Source organism: Kitasatospora papulosa (assembly GCF_000717245.1).
Classification (GTDB): domain Bacteria; phylum Actinomycetota; class Actinomycetes; order Streptomycetales; family Streptomycetaceae; genus Streptomyces; species Streptomyces papulosus.
In genome coordinates, this window is record NZ_JNYQ01000001.1 from 426,737 (window position 1) to 446,418 (window position 19,682).

General features: G+C 71.8%; 14 protein-coding genes. 7 read left to right on the forward strand and 7 right to left on the reverse strand.

The features are described 5' to 3' along the window. Positions 1–1,146 (forward strand): allantoicase, encoded by a 1,146-nt coding sequence (gene alc / locus IA22_RS0101800; protein ID WP_014156255.1) that lies wholly within the window; start codon positions 1–3, stop codon positions 1,144–1,146. Between the two features lie 140 nt (positions 1,147–1,286). On the opposite strand, the gene pepN (IA22_RS0101805) is transcribed toward alc, so the two are convergent. After that, on the reverse strand, positions 1,287–3,863 hold the full coding sequence (gene pepN, locus IA22_RS0101805) for an aminopeptidase N (RefSeq protein WP_030122547.1): 2,577 nt from the start codon (positions 3,861–3,863) through the stop codon (positions 1,287–1,289). Between the two features lie 114 nt (positions 3,864–3,977). Here pepN (IA22_RS0101805) and IA22_RS0101810 point away from each other — a divergent pair, with 114 nt between their 5' ends. Continuing rightward, positions 3,978–4,499, forward strand: a complete 522-nt coding sequence (locus IA22_RS0101810; RefSeq protein WP_030122548.1) for a DUF1203 domain-containing protein — start codon at positions 3,978–3,980, stop codon at positions 4,497–4,499. Between the two features lie 97 nt (positions 4,500–4,596). On the opposite strand, the gene IA22_RS0101815 is transcribed toward IA22_RS0101810, so the two are convergent. The 4 genes from IA22_RS0101815 to pepN (IA22_RS0101830) form a co-directional block, all read right to left on the reverse strand. Continuing rightward, positions 4,597–5,625 carry an aspartate-semialdehyde dehydrogenase gene (locus tag IA22_RS0101815; RefSeq protein WP_015577164.1) on the reverse strand — a complete coding sequence of 343 codons (1,029 nt, stop codon included), beginning with the start codon at positions 5,623–5,625 and terminating at the stop codon, positions 4,597–4,599. Positions 5,626–5,809: 184 nt separating this feature from the next. Beyond that, positions 5,810–9,118: a S8 family serine peptidase gene (locus IA22_RS0101820; RefSeq protein ID WP_030122549.1), complete on the reverse strand. Its 3,309-nt coding sequence runs from the start codon at positions 9,116–9,118 to the stop codon at positions 5,810–5,812. 144 nt (positions 9,119–9,262) lie between these two features. Then, positions 9,263–10,270 carry a hypothetical protein gene (locus IA22_RS0101825; RefSeq protein ID WP_015577162.1) on the reverse strand — a complete coding sequence of 336 codons (1,008 nt, stop codon included), beginning with the start codon at positions 10,268–10,270 and terminating at the stop codon, positions 9,263–9,265. A 171-nt stretch (positions 10,271–10,441) separates the two neighbouring features. Beyond that, positions 10,442–13,030, reverse strand: coding sequence for an aminopeptidase N (gene pepN / locus IA22_RS0101830; RefSeq protein WP_030122550.1), 2,589 nt, complete (start codon positions 13,028–13,030; stop codon positions 10,442–10,444). Positions 13,031–13,173: 143 nt separating this feature from the next. Between pepN (IA22_RS0101830) and IA22_RS0101835 the strand changes: the two genes are divergently transcribed. Then, entirely contained in the window at positions 13,174–13,824 is a 651-nt protein-coding gene (locus IA22_RS0101835; protein ID WP_014156262.1) for a mycothiol-dependent nitroreductase Rv2466c family protein, read from the forward strand. Between the two features lie 79 nt (positions 13,825–13,903). Here IA22_RS0101835 and IA22_RS0101840 read toward each other — a convergent pair whose 3' ends face one another. Beyond that, positions 13,904–14,176: a DUF3253 domain-containing protein gene (locus IA22_RS0101840; protein WP_014156263.1), complete on the reverse strand. Its 273-nt coding sequence runs from the start codon at positions 14,174–14,176 to the stop codon at positions 13,904–13,906. Positions 14,177–14,296: 120 nt separating this feature from the next. Between IA22_RS0101840 and IA22_RS0101845 the strand changes: the two genes are divergently transcribed. Together IA22_RS0101845 and IA22_RS0101850 are read left to right on the forward strand one after the other, a co-directional pair. Next, positions 14,297–15,670, forward strand: coding sequence for an MFS transporter (locus tag IA22_RS0101845; protein ID WP_030122551.1), 1,374 nt, complete (start codon positions 14,297–14,299; stop codon positions 15,668–15,670). After that, positions 15,660–17,129 carry a pyridoxal phosphate-dependent decarboxylase family protein gene (locus IA22_RS0101850; RefSeq protein ID WP_030122552.1) on the forward strand — a complete coding sequence of 490 codons (1,470 nt, stop codon included), beginning with the start codon at positions 15,660–15,662 and terminating at the stop codon, positions 17,127–17,129. Before IA22_RS0101845 ends, IA22_RS0101850 begins: the two co-directional genes overlap by 11 nt. 126 nt (positions 17,130–17,255) lie before the next feature. Here the strand turns inward: IA22_RS0101850 and IA22_RS0101855 are convergent, their stop codons facing one another. Beyond that, positions 17,256–17,897, reverse strand: coding sequence for a superoxide dismutase (locus IA22_RS0101855; RefSeq protein WP_014156266.1), 642 nt, complete (start codon positions 17,895–17,897; stop codon positions 17,256–17,258). Between the two features lie 143 nt (positions 17,898–18,040). Between IA22_RS0101855 and IA22_RS0101860 the strand changes: the two genes are divergently transcribed. Together IA22_RS0101860 and IA22_RS0101865 are read left to right on the forward strand one after the other, a co-directional pair. Beyond that, positions 18,041–18,508, forward strand: coding sequence for a GNAT family N-acetyltransferase (locus tag IA22_RS0101860; RefSeq protein WP_030122553.1), 468 nt, complete (start codon positions 18,041–18,043; stop codon positions 18,506–18,508). 86 nt (positions 18,509–18,594) lie between these two features. Beyond that, complete coding sequence (locus tag IA22_RS0101865) at positions 18,595–19,659, forward strand: hypothetical protein (protein ID WP_030122554.1); 1,065 nt, start codon at positions 18,595–18,597, stop codon at positions 19,657–19,659. Positions 19,660–19,682 lie beyond the last annotated feature (23 nt).

The following is a 19,682-nucleotide window of genomic DNA, read 5'->3' on the forward strand; positions in this document are numbered from 1 at the left end:
ATGCCCAGCGACGAGAACCAGACGGAGTACAGTCCCGGCGACCCGCACGCCAACGACGCGGCCCCCTACGGCGGTGGTGACCCCTACGCCGACTACCGCGCGGGCGACTTCCCCTTCACCGGGCTGGTCGACCTCGCGGACCGCCGTCTCGGCGCCGGAGTGATCGCGGCCAACGACGAGTTCTTCGCCGAACGTGAGAACCTCCTGATCCGCGAGCCCGCCGTCTTCGACCCCGAGCGCTTCGGCCACAAGGGCAAGATCATGGACGGCTGGGAGACCCGCCGCCGCCGCGGCGCGGACGCGGAGCACCCCTTCCCGGCCCCCGAGGACCACGACTGGGCGATCGTCCGGCTGGGCGCGCCCGGGATCATCCGCGGCATCGTCGTCGACACCGCCCACTTCCGGGGCAACTATCCGCAGCGCGTCTCCGTCCAGGCGACGGCCGTGGAAGGCGCCCCCGGACCCGGGGAACTCCTCGCCGACGACGTGAAGTGGGAGGAGCTCGTCCCGCCCACCCCTGTGCGCGGCCACGCCGCCAACGGCTTCGAGGTCACCGGGGGCCGCCGCTGGACGCATCTGCGGGTCTGCCAGCACCCGGACGGCGGAATCGCCCGTCTCCGCGTCCACGGCGAGGTCGTGCCCGACCCGGCCTGGCTCGCGGCGCTGGGCACGATCGACCTGATCTCGATCCTCAACGGCGGCACGTACGAGGACGCCTCGGACCGCTTCTACTCCTCGCCGGCCCAGATCATCCTGCCCGGCACCTCCCGCAAGATGGACGACGGCTGGGAGAACCGCCGCCGCCGGGTCCGCGACACGAACGACTGGGTACGCTTCCGCCTGCCCGCCCAGGGCGCGGTGCGCGCGGTCGAGATCGACACCGCCTACCTCAAGGGCAACGCGGCGGGCTGGATCGGCCTCCAGGGCCGCGACGGCGAGACGGGCGAGTGGTTCGAGATCCTGCCCCGCACCCGGCTCCAGCCCGACACCCTCCACCGCTTCGTCCTCGACGCCGAGGCCGTGGTCACCCACGTACGCCTGGACGCCTACCCCGACGGCGGGGTGGCCCGGATGCGGCTCCACGGCTCGCTGACGGAGGCGGGTGCGGCCGAACTGGCCCGCCGCCATCAGGAGTCCGGCGCCTGAAGCCCCCGCCCGGCGGACGGCTGCGCACCCGCGCCCGCCCGCCGGGCGGCTTCCAGCGGGCGTCCGCGCCCGCCGCCCCGCACGACGGAGGGGGCGCCTCCCACGGGAGGCGCCCCCTCGTCGCGCGTGCCGGAGGACCGCTACGCGGTGGCCGCCGCGGCGTCGGCCGCCTGCGCCTTCAGCGCGCGCTCCACACCGGAGCGGGACTCCGACATCAGCCGGCGGAGCGCGGCGCTCGGCTGCACCGACTCCAGCCAGGCGTCCGTGGCGTCCAGGGTCTCCTGCGAGACCTGGAGCGACGGGTACAGGCCGACCGCGATCTGCTGGGCCATCTCGTGGCTCCGCGAGTCCCAGACGTCCTTGACCGCCGTGAAGAACCTCTCCGTGTACGGAGCCAGCAGCTCACGCTGGTCCGTCTGCACGAAACCGGTGATGACCGACTCCTGAAGAGAGTTCGGCAGCTTGTCCGACTCGACGACCGACGCCCACGCCTCGGCCTTCGCCTCCTCGGAGGGCTGGGCCGCACGCGCCGACGCCGCGTGACGCTCACCCGCGGCCGTCCTGTCGCGCTCGTACTCCGCGGCGATCTCCTCCTCGTCCAGGAGACCCGTAGCCGCCAGGCGCTGCACGAACGCCCACCGCAGCTCCGTGTCCACGACCAGGCCCTCGATCTCCTGCGTGCCGTCGAGCAGCGACTGCAGGACGTCCAGGTGGAGCGGGCTGCGCGCCGTCGCGGCGAAGGCACGCGCCCACGCCAGCTGGTGGTCACCGGCCGGCTCGGCCGCGCGCAGATGCGCCAGCGTCGCCTCGGTCCACTGGTTCAGGCCCGCCTCGCGCCACTCCGGGGCGGCGTAGAGGTCGAGGGCCATCTTCACCTGACGGTGCAGCGACTGCACGACGCCGATGTCCGACTCCTTGCCGATCCCGGAGAGGACCAGCGCCAGGTAGTCACGCGTCGCCAGCTCGCCGTCGCGCGTCATGTCCCAGGCCGACGCCCAGCTCAGCGCGCGCGGCAGGGACTCCGCGAAGTCACCCAGGTGCTCGGTGACGACCCGCAGCGACTCCTCGTCGAGACGGACCTTCGCGTACGACAGGTCGTCGTCGTTGAGCAGGACGACCGCCGGACGCGCCGTGCCCGACGGGAACGGCACCGTGGTGCGCTCGCCGTCCACGTCCAGCTCGATCCGGTCCGTGCGGACCAGCTTCCCGGCGGCGTCGAGGTCGTAGCAGCCGATGGCGATCCGGTGCGGACGCAGGGTGGGCTCGCCCTTCGCGCCGGCGGGGAGCGCGGGGGCCTCCTGCAGCACGGTGAACGACGTGACGTGGCCGTCCGCGTCGGTCTCGATCTCCGGGCGCAGGATGTTGATCCCGGCCGTCTCCAGCCACGCCTTGGACCAGGTCCTCAGGTCACGGCCCGAGGTCTCCTCCAGCGCGCCCAGCAGGTCCGACAGACGGGTGTTCCCGAAGGCGTGCGCCTTGAAGTAGGCCTGCACGCCCTGGAAGAACGCGTCCTTGCCGACGTACGCCACGAGCTGCTTCAGGACCGAGGCGCCCTTCGCGTACGTGATCCCGTCGAAGTTCACCAGGACGTCGTCGAGGTCCTGGATGTCCGCCATGATCGGGTGCGTCGACGGCAGCTGGTCCTGCCGGTACGCCCAGGTCTTCATGGAGTTGGCGAACGTGGTCCAGGAGTGCGGCCACTTCGAGCCCTCGGCGTCCGCCTGGCACGCGATCGAGGTGTACGTCGCGAAGGACTCGTTCAGCCAGAGGTCGTTCCACCACTCCATGGTGACCAGGTCGCCGAACCACATGTGGGCCAGCTCGTGGAGGATCGTCTCGGCGCGCGTCTCGTAGGCCGCGTCCGTGACCTTCGAACGGAACACGTACTGGTCGCGGATGGTGACCGCGCCCGCGTTCTCCATCGCGCCCGCGTTGAACTCCGGGACGAAGAGCTGGTCGTACTTGGCGAAGGGGTACGCGTAGTCGAACTTCTCCTGGAACCAGTCGAAGCCCTGCCGCGTGACCGCGAAGATCTCGTCGGCGTCGAGGTACTCGGCGAGCGACGGCCGGCAGTAGATGCCGAGCGGGACGGACTGGCCGTCCTTCTCGTAGCTGCTGTGCACCGAGTGGTACGGACCGGCGATCAGCGCCGTGATGTACGTGGAGATGCGCGGCGTCGGCTCGAAGGACCAGACGTCGTCCTTCGGCTCGGGCGTCGGCGAGTTGGAGATGACGGTCCAGCCGGACGGCGCCTTCACGGTGAACCGGAAGGTTGCCTTCAGGTCGGGCTGCTCGAAGCTGGCGAACACCCGGCGGGCGTCCGGGACCTCGAACTGGGTGTAGAGGTAGGCCTGCTCGTCGACCGGGTCGACGAAACGGTGCAGGCCCTCACCGGTGTTCGTGTACGAGCAGTCGGCGACGACCTTGAGCTCGTTGGCACCCGCGCGCAGGTGCTTCAGCGTGATCCGGGAGTCCCGGAAGACGGCGGCGATGTCCAGGTCCTTGCCGTTCAGCACGATGTCGTGCACGGCCGGGGCGACCAGGTCGATGAAGGTCTCCGCCCCGGCCTCGGCGGAGTCGAAGCGCACGGTGGTGACGGACCGGTAGGTGCCGCCCTCCTGTGCGCCGGAGAGGTCGAGATCGACCTCGTACGCGTCCACGGTCAGCAGGCGCGCCCGCTCCTGTGCCTCTTCGCGGGTCAGATTCGTGCCAGGCACGCGGTCATCTCCTTGATATTGCGACGTTTCCGGCCATCCTTCCACGTGGGGAGGGCACAGCGCGATGTCCGTTTTCCGCCGGACCCGCGCGGCTGGCCGGGCCACCCTCGGACCATGACCGCATACGAGGCACGGCCCATCACCCCCGGCGCCCTGAAGGAGCTCCGGACGACCGACGACGCGGGACGCCCCTGCGCTCCGTACACGGCGGCGGAGGGCGGCGATCCCCTGCGCTGCTGTCTGCGCGGCGCGGCGCCGGGGGAGAGGATCGCGCTCGTCTCCTACGCGCCGCTGAGACGCTGGGCGGCGGAGACCTGGGCCCGCCCGGGGGCGTACGACGAACAGGGCCCGGTCTTCATCCACGCCGGGGATTGCGAGGGCCCGGCGGAGGGCCGGCCGGGATACCCGTTCTCACGCGCGGGCGCCCTGCGCACGGTCCGGCGCTACGACGCGGAGGGCGCGATCATCGGCGGCCGGCTGCTGGAGATCCCGGCCGACGAGGAGAGCGGCTTCGACGCCGCCTTCGCGGAGGCCTTCGCCGACCCGGAGGTGGCGCTGGTGCATGTACGCGCGGTGGAGTACGGGTGCTTCCACTTCGAGGTCCGGCGGGAGGGGGCCGGGGTGCCGCTCGGTTAGCCGGCGCCCGCCCGGGGACTCCCGCCCGGGGTGCGGGCACGCATGCGGAAGGGCGGCCCCGGATCCCCGGGGGCCGCCCTTCCGCGGACGCGTGGGGTCAGCCCTTCAGCTCCGCCGCCACCAGCTCGGCGATCTGGACCGCGTTCAGCGCGGCGCCCTTGCGCAGGTTGTCGTTGGAGACGAACAGCGCGAGGCCGTGCTCGACGGTCTCGTCGGCGCGGATGCGGCCCACGTACGAGGCGTCCTTGCCGGCCGCCTGGAGCGGCGTCGGGATCTCGGAGAGCTCGACGCCCTCGGCGTCCTTCAGCAGCTCGTAGGCGCGCTCGACACTGATCGGACGGGCGAAACGGGCGTTGATCTGGAGGGAGTGACCGGAGAAGACCGGGACCCGCACACAGGTGCCGGACACCTTGAGGTCCGGGATCTCCAGGATCTTGCGGGACTCGTTGCGGAGCTTCTGCTCCTCGTCCGTCTCGAAGGAACCGTCGTCGACGATCGAACCGGCGAGCGGCAGCACGTTGAAGGCGATCGGGCGCTTGTAGACGCCCGGCTCGGGGAAGTCGACCGCGTCGCCGTCGTGCGTCAGCTTGTCCGCGTCGGCGACGACCTTGGACGCCTGGCCGTGCAGCTCCGCGACGCCGGCGACCCCGGAGCCGGACACCGCCTGGTAGGTGGCCACGGTCAGCGCGGCGAGCTGCGCCTCGTCGTGCAGGGGGCGCAGCACGGGCATGGCGGCCATCGTGGTGCAGTTCGGGTTGGCGATGATGCCCTTGGGGCGGTTCGCGATCGCGTGCGCGTTGACCTCGGAGACGACGAGAGGTACCTCGGGGTCCTTACGCCATGCGGAGGAGTTGTCGATCACCACGGCGCCCTGGGAGGCGACCTTCTCGGCCAGTGCCTTCGACGTGGCGCCGCCCGCGGAGAAGAGCACGATGTCCAGACCGGTGTAGTCCGCGGTGGAGGCGTCCTCCACGGTGATGTCCGTGCCCTCGTAGGAGAGGGTGGAGCCCGCGGAGCGCGCGGAGGCGAAGAGCCGCAGTTCGGCGACGGGGAACTTCCGCTCGGCCAGGATGCTGCGCATGACTGTGCCGACCTGACCGGTGGCGCCGACGATTCCGACCTTCACGGGGACTCCCTCACAGATGCGAACGGGCACGTTTGCCGGTCCATGATGCGTATGTCCCCGGCTCCCTTGTCCAATCCATTGTCCGGCAGGCGGACGGACCCCGCACGCAGCTGTGGGGCGGGAGCCCTTGAGAGCTCCCGCCCCACAGTCATGAGGTGTCGTACGGATCACACCGTGGTGACGGCTACGGCGCGACCTTCTCGATCACGACGCTGCCGGTGCCGGCCGCGGTGCCGCGGGCGTTCACCAGCTGGACCTCGCCGAAGAACTGACGGCCCTCGGGAGCCGCTCCGGCGACCACGACCTCGGCGCCGACCTTGGCGGACGCGCCGTTGGCCAGGTTCACGGCCTTCGACTCGTCGACCTTGATCTCACCGAGCGACGAGGCGTAGTACACGTCGCGGTAGTCGTACTCGGTGGTCCCGGCCGGGACCGAGTAGCCGTCGACGACGACGGTGTAGGTGCCGGCCGCCGGCTTCACCAGGCTGACGGACTCCTCGGAGCCCGCCGTCGTGGAGGCGCCGACCTCGGTGTCGCCCCTGTAGACGTACAGGTCGATGTCCGCGTTGGCGTCCGTCGTGCTGCCGATGGCGACGTCGAGCTTCTCGACGCCCTCACCGATGGTGATCGTCCTGGTGTACTCGCCACCCGTGGAGATCGACGGACGCTCGACGTCGGCCGAGCCCAGCGAGCCGCCCTTGAGCTTGCCCTGCAGGTCGCCCGCGTTGTTGGTGACGGTCCAGTCCACCGCGGCGGGGGTGCCGATCTTGGCCTCGCCGATGGTCTGCACCGCCGGGTCGAAGGAGGCGCCGAGCAGCGAGACGTCCAGCTTGTACGGGTTGTCCAGCAGCGGCGACGTACGGCGCGACTCGACCTCGATCTCCCAGACGCCCGGCTGCGGCGCCTTGTAGGAGCGCGTGTCCGGACGGCAGGTGTTGGTCGGGTTCTCGTAGTTCGGGTAGCAGTAGATCGTGGAGCTGTCCTCCACCGCGACCCCGTAGGGGTGGATGGAGATGAACCGCGTCTGGCTGCCCGAGCGCAGGGCGCTCAGCGCGACCTCGAGCGTCTCGGCGCCCTCCGGCACGTTCACGAAGTACGACGTGGTGCCGTTGCGCTGCACCGAGCCGGTCGTCGAGAACGCGTAACCCGGCTTCACCAGCTCCTTGGCGACGACCACCGTGGAGAGGATCTGCTGGTCGACGCCGCTGGTCTTCGAGTCGTCCACCTGCAGGATCGCGCTGTGGACGCCCGCGGTGCGCGGCTTGGCCTGGACCTTGACGGTGACCGGCTTGCCGAGCGGCAGCGAGACGGTGCTCGAACCGGTCAGGGAGAAGGTGCCGTCGTTGTTCTTCCACGACAGCTTGTGCTTCACGGCCTTGTCCGGACCCGTGGTGCGGGTGACCGTGACGTCGTACGACTTCTTCTGGCCGGTCTTCAGACCGCCCTCGCGGTCGTACAGGCCGGTGCCGAAGCCCGGGTCCTTCAGCGCGAAGTCGATCGCGGTGTCGACCGGGGCCTTGACCGTGTACTCGTGCGCCGGGGCGCCCTGCTTCTCGATCTGCTTCCAGGCGCCGACGATGTCGATCAGACCGGCACCCTGGGCGTGCGCGGGCACACCGGCGATGTGGGTGGCGGTGCTGGTCAGCGCGGTCCGCAGGTCGGCCGGCGGCAGCTCGATGTGCTTCTGCTTCGCGGCGGACAGCAGCAGCGCCGTGGCGCCGGCGGCCTGCGGCGAGGACATCGAGGTGCCCTGCAGCATGGAGTAGCCGGCGGGGAGGGAGTAGCCCGCCTCCTTGACCGGACCGCCCGGGAACCAGGTCTGCGTGGTGTTGATCGACGCGCCCGGTGCCGTCAGGGTCGGCGTGAAGCCGCCGTCCTCACGCGGACCGCGCGAGGAGAAGGGCAGCATGTCGTACTTCTTGGTGACGTTCGAGCCGTAGTTGGCGGCCCAGGTCTCCTTGGAGATCGACGCGCCCACCGAGATGACGTGGTCGGCGAGACCGGGGTCACCGATGGTGTTCAGGCCCGGGCCCTCGTTGCCGGCCGAGATGACCAGCTGGACGCCGTAGATGTCGATGAGGCGCTTGTAGAGCTCGGCACGCGCGTTGTTGCCGTCGTTGAGCGGCGGCAGGCCGCCGATCGACATGTTGACGACGTCGACGCCGCGGTTGACGACGAGGTCGATCATGCCCTCGGTCAGCGCGATGTTGGTGCAGCCGCCGGACCAGGTGCAGGCGCGCGAGGAGACGACCTTGGCGCCGGGCGCCGCGCCGTTCATCTTGCCGCCGAACAGGCCGTTGGCCGCGGTGATGCCCGCGACGTGGGTGCCGTGCTCGCTCTCGATGACGCCGATGTTCACGTAGTCGGCCTTGGCGCCGGCCGCGTTGTAGACGACGTCCTTGCGGGTCTCGACGACGAACGGGATGCGCTCGACGATCTGCGTCGCCGGGTTGTCCGTACCGAAGTAGCCGACCTGCTGCTTCTCCTTGTACGGCTTCATCACGGCGTCGTTGCGGAAGTCCGCGTCGTTGTCCAGGTCGACGCGGACGGTGCCGGCGGCCGGGTCGTAGAGCACGGCCCAGACGTCGGTGGTGTCGCCGTCCCGGTTGAGGTCCCCGGCCATGTCGCCGCCGCGGGTGGCCGCCTCGGAGAACAGCTGGATCTTGTAGGACCCCTCCGGCGCGGAGTAGGTGCGGCCGCCGATGGTGAACGTCGGGCCGGACACGGAGGCCGTCATCCTCAGCCAGGTGCCGTCACCGTCGTTGACCGGGTCGGTCGCCGTCACCCAGTCGACGATCTTGCGCTCGCCGGTGGTGGTCTTCTGCAGCGCGGGGTGGCCGAGGTCGACACCGGAGTCCAGGACGCCGATGGTGATCCCGCGGCCGTCGGCCTTCGGGTGCTGCTTCACGAAGTCGACCGCGCCCGTCTCGAAGGACGGGTTGTACGGGTTCTTCGCGGGGGTGTTCTTGTCCGGGGCCGCGTAACTTCCGGTGGCCTTCGGCTGCTTCGCCCCGGCGGCCCGGTCACCCGCGGGCGTCGGGTCGTCCAGCTTGATCTCCTGCTTGAGATCGATGCCCTGGACGGAGGAGAGCTTCTGCGCCGCCTTGATGGTGGCTTCGGCGGTCGCGGTCGGTACGGTCGCCCGGACGTAGCCGAGCTTGTCGTACGTCTGCCCCACCACGGACCCCTTGACGGAGTCCAGCTGTTCGGCGACCTTCTCGGTCGCGCCCGGGGTGGTGGCGACCATCATCGTGATGTTCTTCTCGCCCTTGGCCTCGGCCTTCGCCAGCACGTCGGCGTCGGCCTCGCCCAGCTTGTCGCCCTCCGCGCTCGTGGCGGCGGGCTTCACCGGGGGGACGGCCGGGTCGTCGGCGGCGAGGACGGGGGACGCACCGGAGGCGGCCAGTGCGGCCGCCAGACCTGCTGCGGCTGCTATCCGCGCCGCGCGTCTCGCCCCGGGTATGGAGCTGGGGGATTCCTTGGTCATCAGCATCCCTGTTGTGTGAACGAAAGAGAGAGTCCGGAATTCGGTACCCGATGACCGCTCAGCCTTTCGTAGAAGACAGGGTTTTGTGGAGAGTTGACGGTGATCGAAAACGGACATGGCGTAGATCCGCCACCTGTGCGATCGCGCCACTCAGCGTGGCACCACCACCACGTAGGCGGCCGGTTCGCGGTCCTCGGCGGCCATCATCGCCGTGCGCAGCACCACCGACTGCTGGGCCGCCGACTCGCGCAGCTGCTTCGGTGTCACCCGCACCACCGTCACCCCGAGCCGCTCCAGGTGCTCCCGTTCCGCGGCGAAGGAGACGCGCTCCTCGCGGGGCGAGCGGGTGCCGATCTCGAGCGCGACCGCCTGCTCCGGCCAGTACGCGTCCACCCCGCCCAGGAATCCGCCGCCCGGCAGGGACAGTTCGACGTTCCACAGCGGCTGGGGCAGACCGTGGGCGCGCACCATCCCGTACAGCCGGCCCTCCGCCACCGCCCGCCCCTCGACGAGCAGCGCCTCGACGGTGTCGGCCACGTGCGCGCGGCCCAGCAGCTTCGCGTCGCTCAGTTCCCGCACGACGGAACCGGGTTCGCAGTGCCCGTCACGCACCGCCTCCGTCAGGATCCGGCGCACCGTGGGGGCGTCCGTGAGTGAGGCCACCGCGTCGGCCAGGGCCCGCTCCACCGGGGCCAGCGGCACCCCGTGCCGGCGCTGTGGCCGGGGTGGGGCGGCGGCCCGGATCACCTGGACGAACCGCGTGGAGCGGAGCCGCCTGGCACGCGGCACCAGGACGTCGATCCGGTGCAGGGCGATCATGGGGGGCGCGGACGTGAAGCCGTACAGCGCCAGGGCCGCCAGGCCCGTCACCATCGCCCCGCCGTAGGCGGGGCCGTGCTGGGCGGATACGGTCCGGCGGGCACCGGCCGGGGGCCGTCCGGCGTACAGCAGGGCGCCGCGCACCCGGTCGTCGTTCGTGGGGGACTCCCGGTGCAGGAGGTACACGCCGGGGAGCAGCTGCTGCCAAGGGCCGCCGGGCAGGCACTGCGCGGCGGTGTGCGCGGCGGTCACACCGCGGGCGCGCAGCTGGGCGGCGGACTGCACGCGGTGGGCCGCTTCGTGGCCGGGGTGCGGGGGCAGCGGGGCGTTCTGGGTCATGCGGGGGAGATTCCCCCAGCCACGCCACCCGATGGCCGGTGTTACAAGCCCGTCGACATTCCAGGACAACGCCACACAGAAGCACGGTAGTTCGAGTGCCGAAAAGGGTGGTCGCGGCAGGAATTGGGCGGCGCGCGCCCCCCACACGTGTGCGGGGCGCGCGCCGGATGCTCACGCCCTCGCGTCGCGCTCCTGCCCCCGCAGCGCCCGCGCCAGATCGTCCCGGGCCTCCAGGACGAGCCGCCGCAGCGCCGGTGCCGCGTCCGGGTGCGAGGTCAGCCACGCGTCCGTCGCGGACAGGGTCGCGGGGTCGTCCTGCAGCCCGGGGAACAGGCCCTTGACCACGTCCATCCCGATCTGGATGGACCGCTCCGCCCACACGCGCTCGATGGCCTCGAAGTAGGAGGCCGTGTACGGCGCCAGCAGCTCGCGCTGCGACGGCTGTCCGAAGCCGGCGATCGTCGCCCCGACGAAGGCGTTGGACAGCTTGTCGGACTCCACCACCGCCGCCCACGCCTGGGCCTTGACCGCCTCCGAGGGGCGGGACGCCAGGCATCGCACGTGGTGCCGCTTGCCCGACGCCGTGTCGTCCCGGGCGAGTTCGGCGTCCAGGGCGGTCTCGTCGGCCCTGCCGTGCGAGGCCAGCGGCGACAGGAACGCCCACCGCAGCTCCTGGTCGACGTCCAGACCCTCGATCACCGCGGTGCCGTCGAGCAGTCCGCCCAGCAGCTGGAAGTCCGCGTCCGACGCCGCGACGGCGGCGAAGAACCGCGCCCACGTCAGCTGGTGCTGACTGCCGGGCTCGGCCCGCCGCAGCTCCGCCAGCGCGCCCCCGGCCAGCGCCGGGCCGCCCTCCTCGCGCCAGGCCGGCGCGGCATAGTGCACCAGGGCCGACTGCGCCCACGCGTGCAGCATCTGCAGGACACCGATGTCCGACTCGCGGCCCGCGAAGGACAGCACCAGGGACACGAAGTCCCGGGCCGGGAGCAGCGCGTCCTGCGTCAGGTTCCACAGCGCGGACCAGCACAGCGCCCGTGCCAGCGGGTCGGTGATGTCACCGAGGTGCTCGCGGAGGGTGGCCAGGGACCCCTCGTCGAAGCGGATCTTGCAGAAGGTGAGGTCGTCGTCGTTGACCAGCACCAGGTCCGGCCTCTCGGACCCCGCGAGCTCCGCGACCACGGTCCGCTCCCCGGCGACATCGGTCTCGGCGCGTGCGAACCGCACCAGCTCGCCCTCCGGGGAGAGCCGGTACAGGCCCACCGCGACCCGGTGCGGGCGCAGTTCGGGGTGGGAGGCCGCGGCCTCCTGGGTCACGGCGAGCTCGGCGATCCGGCCCTGGCCGTCGTACGTCACGACCGGCGTCAGGACGTTGACCCCTGCCGTCTGCAGCCAGGCGCGCGACCAGGCCGTCATGTCGCGGCCGGACGTCTCGGCCAGTACCGAGAGGAGGTCGCCCAGCTGCGTGTTGCCGTACGCGTGCCGCTTGAAGTAGCGGCGCGCGCCCTCCAGGAACGCGTCCCGGCCCACGTACGCCACGAGCTGCTTGAGCACCGAGGCGCCCTTCGCGTACGTGATGCCGTCGAAGTTCAGCTTGGCGTCCTCCAGGTCACGGATGTCGGCCGTGACCGGGTGCGTGGACGGCAGCTGGTCGGCCCGGTAGGCCCACGCCTTGCGGTTGTTGGCGAAGGTGATCCAGCCGTTGGTGAAGCGGGTCGCCTCCACCATCGAGAACGTCCCCATGAAGTCGGCGAAGGACTCCTTCAGCCACAGGTCGTCCCACCACTGCATGGTGACCAGGTCGCCGAACCACATGTGCGCCATCTCGTGCAGGATCACGTTGGCGCGGCGCTCGTAGGACGCCGAGGTGACCTTGCCGCGGTAGATGTACTCCTCGCGGAAGGTGACGAGGCCCGGGTTCTCCATCGCCCCGAGGTTGTACTCCGGCACGAACGCCTGGTCGTACTTCCCGAAGGGGTACGGGTAGTCGAAGTGGTCGTGGAAGAAGTCCAGGCCCTGCTTCGTGACGAGGAAGACGTCGTCCGGGTCGAAGTGGCGCGCGAGGCCCTTGCGGCACATCGCGCCGAGGGGGATCTCCAGCTTCTCGCCGTCGTCGGACGTCCGGGTGTAGACGTCGCTCACGTAGTGGTACGGGCCCGCGACGACCGCGGTGATGTACGTCGAGATGGGAAGGGTCTCCGCGAACCGGTGGACCTCGCCGTCCCGCGACTCCTCCGCGCCGTTGCTCCACACCTGCCAGCCCTCGGGTGCCGTCACCTCGAAGCGGTAGGGCGCCTTGAGGTCGGGCTGCTCGAAGTTGGCGAAGACGCGACGCGCGTCGGCCGGCTCGTACTGCGTGTAGAGGTAGACCTCGCCGTCCTCCGGGTCGACGAAGCGGTGCATGCCCTCGCCGGTCCGGCTGTAGGCGCACCGGGCGTCGACCACCAGGACGTTCTCACCGGCGACGAGGTCGTCCAGGGCGATCCGGGTGCCGTCGAAGACGGTTCCGGGGTCCAGGTCCTTGCCGTTCAGCGTCACCGCGTCCACCGACGGGGCCAGCAGGTCGGCGAAGGTCGAGGCCCCGGCGCGGGCCGCGCGGAAGCGGATCGTGGTCTGCGAGCGGAAGGTGCGCGGACCGGCCTCGTCGCCCCCGTCGGGCTCGCCGACGGCGGAGCGGAGGTCGAGGGCGACCTCGTAACCGTCGACGGTCAGCAGCTCGGCCCTCTCGCGGGCCTCGTCGCGGGACAGGTTCTCACCGGGCACGGAGCACTCCTTCGTGTCTCATGTGTCTCATTCGAAGACTTTTGATCCTCCCATGCGGCCGTCGGAGCCGGTGCACGGGAATGGTGGGAGGGCCCGGTGGTGTTCGGGCAGGCAGGTGCCAGACCGATCTCATGAGGAGAGACATGCCCGAGAACAGCACGGCAGGCGGCAAGGTCCCGGCCGACTTCTGGTTCGATCCGCTCTGTCCCTGGGCCTGGATGACCTCCCGCTGGATGCTGGAGGTGGAGAAGGTCCGTGACGTGGAGGTGCGCTGGCACGTGATGAGCCTCGCCGTCCTCAACGAGCCCAGGCTCGACGAGCTGCCCGAGGAGTACCAGGAGATGATGCGCACGCAGGCCTGGGCGCCCGTCCGGGTCGTCGTCGCCGCCCAGCAGAAGCACGGCGACGACATCGTCGGCCCGCTCTACACGGCCCTGGGCACCCGCATCCACAACAACGGCGAGGGCCCCACCCGCGAGGCGATCGCCGGCGCCCTGGCCGACGTCGGCCTCCCGGCCGAGCTCCTGGAGTACGCCGACTCCGACGCGTACGACAAGGAGCTGCGCGCCTCCCACAAGGAGGGAATCGACAAGGTCGGCCAGGACGTCGGCACCCCGGTCATCGCCGTGCCCGGTGCCGACGGCGAGCAGATCGCCTTCTTCGGCCCGGTCGTCACCCCCGCCCCCAAGGGCGAGGAGGCCGCGAAGCTCTGGGACGGCACGCTGCTGGTGGCGTCGATCCCCGGCTTCTACGAGATCAAGCGGACCCGTACGCAGGGCCCCGTCTTCGACTGACCCGGTCCGGCCGGTGCGGGCTCCGGATCCCGGGGCCCGCACCGCGCCCGCCGCCCTGGTGCCGGCGGTCCGTCCGGGCTCAGCGGACCCGGCGGATACGTACCGGACCGCGGGCCTTCGCCGGCTCCACGGGCCTGCCGCCCTGGGTGATCTCCACCTCGCCCGCCTCGACGAGCCGCCCGGCCGCCCTGCGCACCGGCTCCATGAGCGCGCGCCAGCCGTCGCCGTCCCCCTCGTACACCGCTCGCGCGGCGTCGGAGGGGCAGATCGTCGCATCGGGTCCGCGCCGTTCCAGCAGGTCCAGGATGGCCCGTTCCAGGCCCCGGTCCGTCTGCCGTCCGTCGTCCGTCATCCCGTCAGTGTCGCAGCTGCTCCGGCAGGACGCGGGGACGCCGGTCCACGGTGTTCCGGTCATGTGTCGCGGGGTCCGCGGGTATTGCCGACCGCGCGGACCGTCGTTCATGATCTGCCCATGCCGGCTGCGGGCACGGACCATCGCGCGGCCCCGCCCCTGCCGCGCACCGTGCGGATCGGGTACGGGCTCGGCTCGCTGTGCACCGGCACCTTCGCGACGGTGCCGGGTCTGATCCTGCTGTACTACCTCACCGATGTGCTCGCCGTCCCCGCCGCCGTCGCGGGTGCGGCCGTCTTCCTGCCGAAGGCCTGGGACGTCCTGATCAACCCGCTGGTCGGCGCGCTCTCCGACCGCAGCCGGCTGCGCGGCGGCCCGCGCCGGCCGTTCCTGCTGATCGGCGCCTGCACCCTGCCGCCGCTCTTCGCGCTGATCTTCGCCGCGCCGCCGCTCCGGGGCGCACCGGCCGCCGGTTACGTCGCCGCCCTGTTCCTGCTCGCCGCCACCGCGTACGCCGTCTTCCAGGTGCCGTATGTGACCATGCCCGCGGAGATGACGGAGGACCCGGGTGAACGCGGACGCGTGCTCGGCTGGCGCGTGGGGTTCCTCGGTGTGGCGATCCTGCTGTCCGGCGCGCTCGCCCCGGCGATCGCGCACGCAGACGGCGACACCCCGGGGAGCTACCGGCTGATGGGCGTCGCCGTCGCGGTGCTCCTGGCCGTCGGCATGTTCGGCGCCTGGTCCGCCACCCGCCGGGCCCCGGCCGTCGCCCGCGGCGAGGCCGAACCCTCCCTCCGGGCCCAGCTCGCCGCCGCGCGGTCCAGCAGGCCGTTCCTCCACCTGGCCGGCATGTGGACACTGCAGGCCCTCGCCATCGGCGTGATGCTCGCCGGCGTCCAGTACTTCGCGACGTACACCCTCGGCTCGGCGGGCGCGGTCACCCCGCTGTTCGCCTGCCTCATCGGCCCGCTGGTCCTCTTCATGCCGCTGTGGAACCGGCTGGCCCGCCGCAAGGGCGTGACGTACGCCCAGTGGTGCGCGTCGCTCCTCTACACCGCCGGCGCGGTGCTCCTCGCCTTCACCGGATCCGGGGGGCCGGCCGTCGGCTACCCGGCGGTCGTCCTCGTCGGAATCGCCTACGCCGGCCTGCAGCTGCTGCCCCTCACGATGCTCGCGGACACCCTGGCAGCCGACGCCGCCGCCACCGGCAGGCGCAGGGCCGCCACCTTCACCGGGCTGTGGACCGCCGCCGAGACCCTCGCCTTCGCCCTGGGCGCCGGGGTGTTCGCCATGGTCCTCGCCGTGACCGGTTTCCGCTCCTCCGACGCGGCCCACCAGGTGGAACAGCCGGACGCCGCCCTGACCGGCATCACCGCGGGGATGAGCGTGCTGCCCGCCCTGCTGGCCGCGGTGAGCCTCGTCCTGCTGAGCCGCTACCGCGTGACCCCGGCCGTGAACCGGCCCCTCCAGGAAGAGCCCGCCCGTGCCGACTGAACCCGCCCTGCCCGAGGGCCGCCCCGCCACCGAGGTGCTCGCCGAACTGCGCGCGCTGCGCGAGGCGGACGCGCCCACCCGCGGGGGCCGCACCTTCGCCTACGTCTACGACGCGGGGCTGGACGGCCTCGACGAACTGGCCGCCGAGGCGTACACGACGTTCGCGACGGTCAACGGGCTCGACCCCACGGTCTTCCCGAGCGTGGCCCGGCTGGAGAACGACGTGGTCGGGTCGGTCGCCGCGCTGCTCGGGGCCCCCGGTGCCCAGGGGACGTTCACCAGCGGTGGCACCGAGAGCATCCTGCTCGCAGTCAAGACCGCCCGCGACCACGCGCGGTCGGAGCGCGGGATCACCGCACCCCAGCTGCTGCTGCCGTCCACCGCCCACGCCGCCTTCCACAAGGCCGCCGCCTACCTGGGCCTGGAACCGGTCGTGGTGCCCGTCGACCCCGTCACCTTCCGCGCCGACGCGGCGGCCATGGCCGCCGCGCTGACCGACCGCACCGCGCTGGTGGTCGCCTCCGCCCCCTCGTACGCCCATGGGGTGATCGACCCGGTCGCCGAGATCGCCGCGGCCGCCGCCGCACGCGGAGTGCTCTGCCACGTCGACGCCTGCATCGGGGGCTGGATCCTGCCGTACCTCCGGAGGGCCGGGCGCGCGGTGGAGCCCTTCGACCTGTCCGTCCCCGGTGTCACCTCCCTCTCCGTGGACCTGCACAAGTACGGCTACGCGGACAAGGGCGCCTCCGTGGTCCTCCACCGCGACGCCGCGCTCCGCCGTCACCAGTACTTCGCCCACGCCGGCTGGCCCGGCTACCCCGTCGTCAACCCGACCGTGCAGGGCACCAAGTCCGGTGGTCTGCTGGCCCAGGCGTGGGCGGTCCTCCGGCACGTGGGCGAGGAGGGCTACACCGCTCTCGCGGGCCGGGTGGGGGAGGCCTCGGACCGGCTGCTCGCGGGGCTGCGGTCCATGGACGGCGTACGGGTCCTGGGCGATCCCGCCGCCGGGCTCGTCGCGTTCACCGTCGCGGGGGAGGACGGCGTGACCCCGGACCTCAGCCTGCTCCTGCACCTCGCCGACGAGATGCGCGAGCTGGGCTGGTACCTCCAGCCGCAGCTCTCCTTCGACGGGCTGCCGCCCAACCTCCACCTCACGCTCACCCCCGCCACCGTCGGCCAGGTCGGCTCCCTGCTCGACGACCTCGCCGTCGCGCTGGACACGGCCCGTGCCCTGGAGCCTGTGGTGGTGGACCCGGAGCTGGCCTCGTTCGCCGCCGGGCTGGACCCCGAGACGCTCGGGCCGGACGAGGTGGCGGGCGTCCTCGCGTTCGCCGGGCTCGGCGAGGGCGCCGGGCTCCCGCGCCGGGCGGCGCCCGTACTCGTCCTGCTGGACGCGCTGCCGGGTCCGCTCAAGGAGCGGCTGCTCGCCGAGTTCATCGGGTCCGTCTTCCGGATCTGAGGGGCCACCACCGCGCCCGTGCATGGGAGGACCCCCGCGAGTCATGTCCTCGCGGGGGTCCTCCGTCCATCCGCCTGCCGGGTGAAGGTTGAGAAGACGATCACGAGGCAGGACGTGTCGGGGCCGTCAGGGGGCCAGCAGCAGGACGTCCGCGCGCTCCTTGGCGGCGGCGTAGCGCCTGGCCACGTCCTGCCAGTTGACGACGCGCCACATCGCCTCGATGAAGTCCACCTTCTGGTTCTTGTACTGCAGGTAGAAGGCGTGCTCCCAGGCGTCGAAGACCAGGATCGGGACGGAGCCCTGTCCGACGTTGCCCTGGTGGTCGTAGACCTGCTCGACGATCAGCCTGCCGCTGACCGGCTCGTAGGCGAGGACGCCCCAGCCGGAGCCCTGCGTGGTCGCTGCGGCCTTCGTCAGCTGCGACTTGAAGCCCGCGTACGAGCCGAAGGACTCGGCGATCGCGTCCGCCAGGTCGCCCACGCCGTCCGCCGCGAGGGGCTCGCCGCCGCCGTCACCGGTCATGTTGTGCCAGTAGATCGAGTGCAGGATGTGGCCGGAGAGGTGGAACGCGAGGTTCTTCTGCAGGCCGTTGATCGCGCCCCAGGCCTCCTTGTCGCGGGCCTCCTCCAGCTGCTCCAGGGTGTCGTTCGCACCCTTGACGTACGCCGCGTGGTGCTTGTCGTGGTGGAGCTCGATGATCTGCGGGTTGATGACCGGTTCGAGCGCCGCGTAGTCGTACGGGAGTTCCGGAAGCGTGTACGTGGCCATGGGGCGAACCCTCCAACTGCTGCCTGGTTGTTATTGCAAGTCTTTCGCAATTGCAGGCTAGCAGGGAGAAGCGGCGGAAGTGATCAGTCCTCGGTTCCGGTCCGCGGATAATCACGGCGACGGCACGACAGAAGGGGGAGACGTTGACGTACGTACGGGAGGGGCGGCCCGAGGAGACCGCCGAGCTGACCGGACTGGCCCTGCGGTCCAAGGCGCACTGGGGGTACGACGAGGCGTTCATGGCCGCCTGCCGCGACGAACTGACGGTCACTCCGGACATGGCGCACGGACGCACGATGGTCGCCGAGCAGGACGGCCGGATCCTGGGCTTCACGACCCTGGCCGGGGAACCGCCCGAAGGCGCCCTGGCCATGATGTTCGTCGAGCCGGACGCCATCGGCCGGGGTGTGGGACGGCTGCTGTTCGAGCACACCGTCGCGCGGGCGCGTCGTTCCGGGTTCGTCCGGCTCACCATCGACGCCGACCCGAACGCCGAGCCCTTCTACACGGCGATGGGAGCGGTACGGATCGGATCGACGCCGTCGGGTTCGGTGCCGGGCCGGGCGCTGCCACTGCTGGAGCTCGGCCTCGTCGGGCGGCGGGCGGACTGAGGGCGCGACCCCGGCGGCCGGGCGGTGCGCACCGTGTGTGAAGGTGTCCTCCTGCCCGAGCCACGCTCGAATCACGGGGGGTTGACGTGAGCCAGGTGCTGTACGGCGAGCGGTCCTGGAATCCGCTGGCGCAGACCGTGGGACTGACCGAGGAGCGGCTGCGCAGGGGCGGCAGGACCATACCGCTGGACGAGCTGAACCTCGGCGCCATGGCCGAGGCGTACCTGCGCGGTCACTGGCTGGGAGGCGGTGGAGCGGAGCGCGCGCTGGACCGGCTCGCCGAGGGCTCCGGGTCCGTCCCGCTCACCCGCGTCACCGGCACCGCCACCCCGCTGAAGGCACGGGAGGCCGCCGCCTTCGCCCGGGCGTTCGGCGAGTTGGCCGTCCGGCGCTGCGGTGGGCCCGGGCGGGTGGCCGCCCTGGCGGACCGGGCACGCGCCGAGGGCGTACCCCTGTGGATCGCGCGGAGGTTCGCGGACGGACCCGCCGGGCCTGTCGCCGTCGCCGTGGACCGGCGGCTGGTGCGCGTGGATGTGTGGGGCCCGCACGCGCCCGCCGTACGCGTCCGCGCGCCGCGGGGCTTCCGGAGCGACGCCCGCGACCCCTCGAAGGGTTTGCGCCTGACGGTCGGTGAGGCCACGGCGGAACTCGTGCTCAGGAAGAAGCTGCGCAAGGCCGCAAGCGCGGTGGAGGTACGGCTGCCGGGAGCGCACTGGGTGCTGAGGCGGGAGAGCGCCACGCGTTCGTGGCTGCTGCGTGACGGTCGGCGCGTCGCCCTGCTGGCCCGCCCGCCGCACCGGCCGGCGCGCACGCCGGACACCGTGCTGAGGCCGCTGTCCCCGGTGCGCCACGAGACCGACGACCCGCTGGACGCCGTCATGGCCCAGGCCTTCGCCGTCACCTTCGGCATAGGCGACACGACAGGTACCGCACGCTTCCGGCCGGAGCGGTACACGGACGGCGGGGGCGGCGAGCCGGTGGCCGACGACGTGTCCTGGGACCGCCCCTGGTTCAGCAACCTGGGCAACGGCCGCGAGGACAACGAGTCCGGCGGCGGCGACGGCTGGGGCGCGGACGGCGGCGACGGCGGGGATTCCGGCGGCGGTGGTGACGGCGGCGGCGGTGACGGCGGAGGCGGCGGGGGCGACTGACGGCGACACCTCGCCACGCGCGG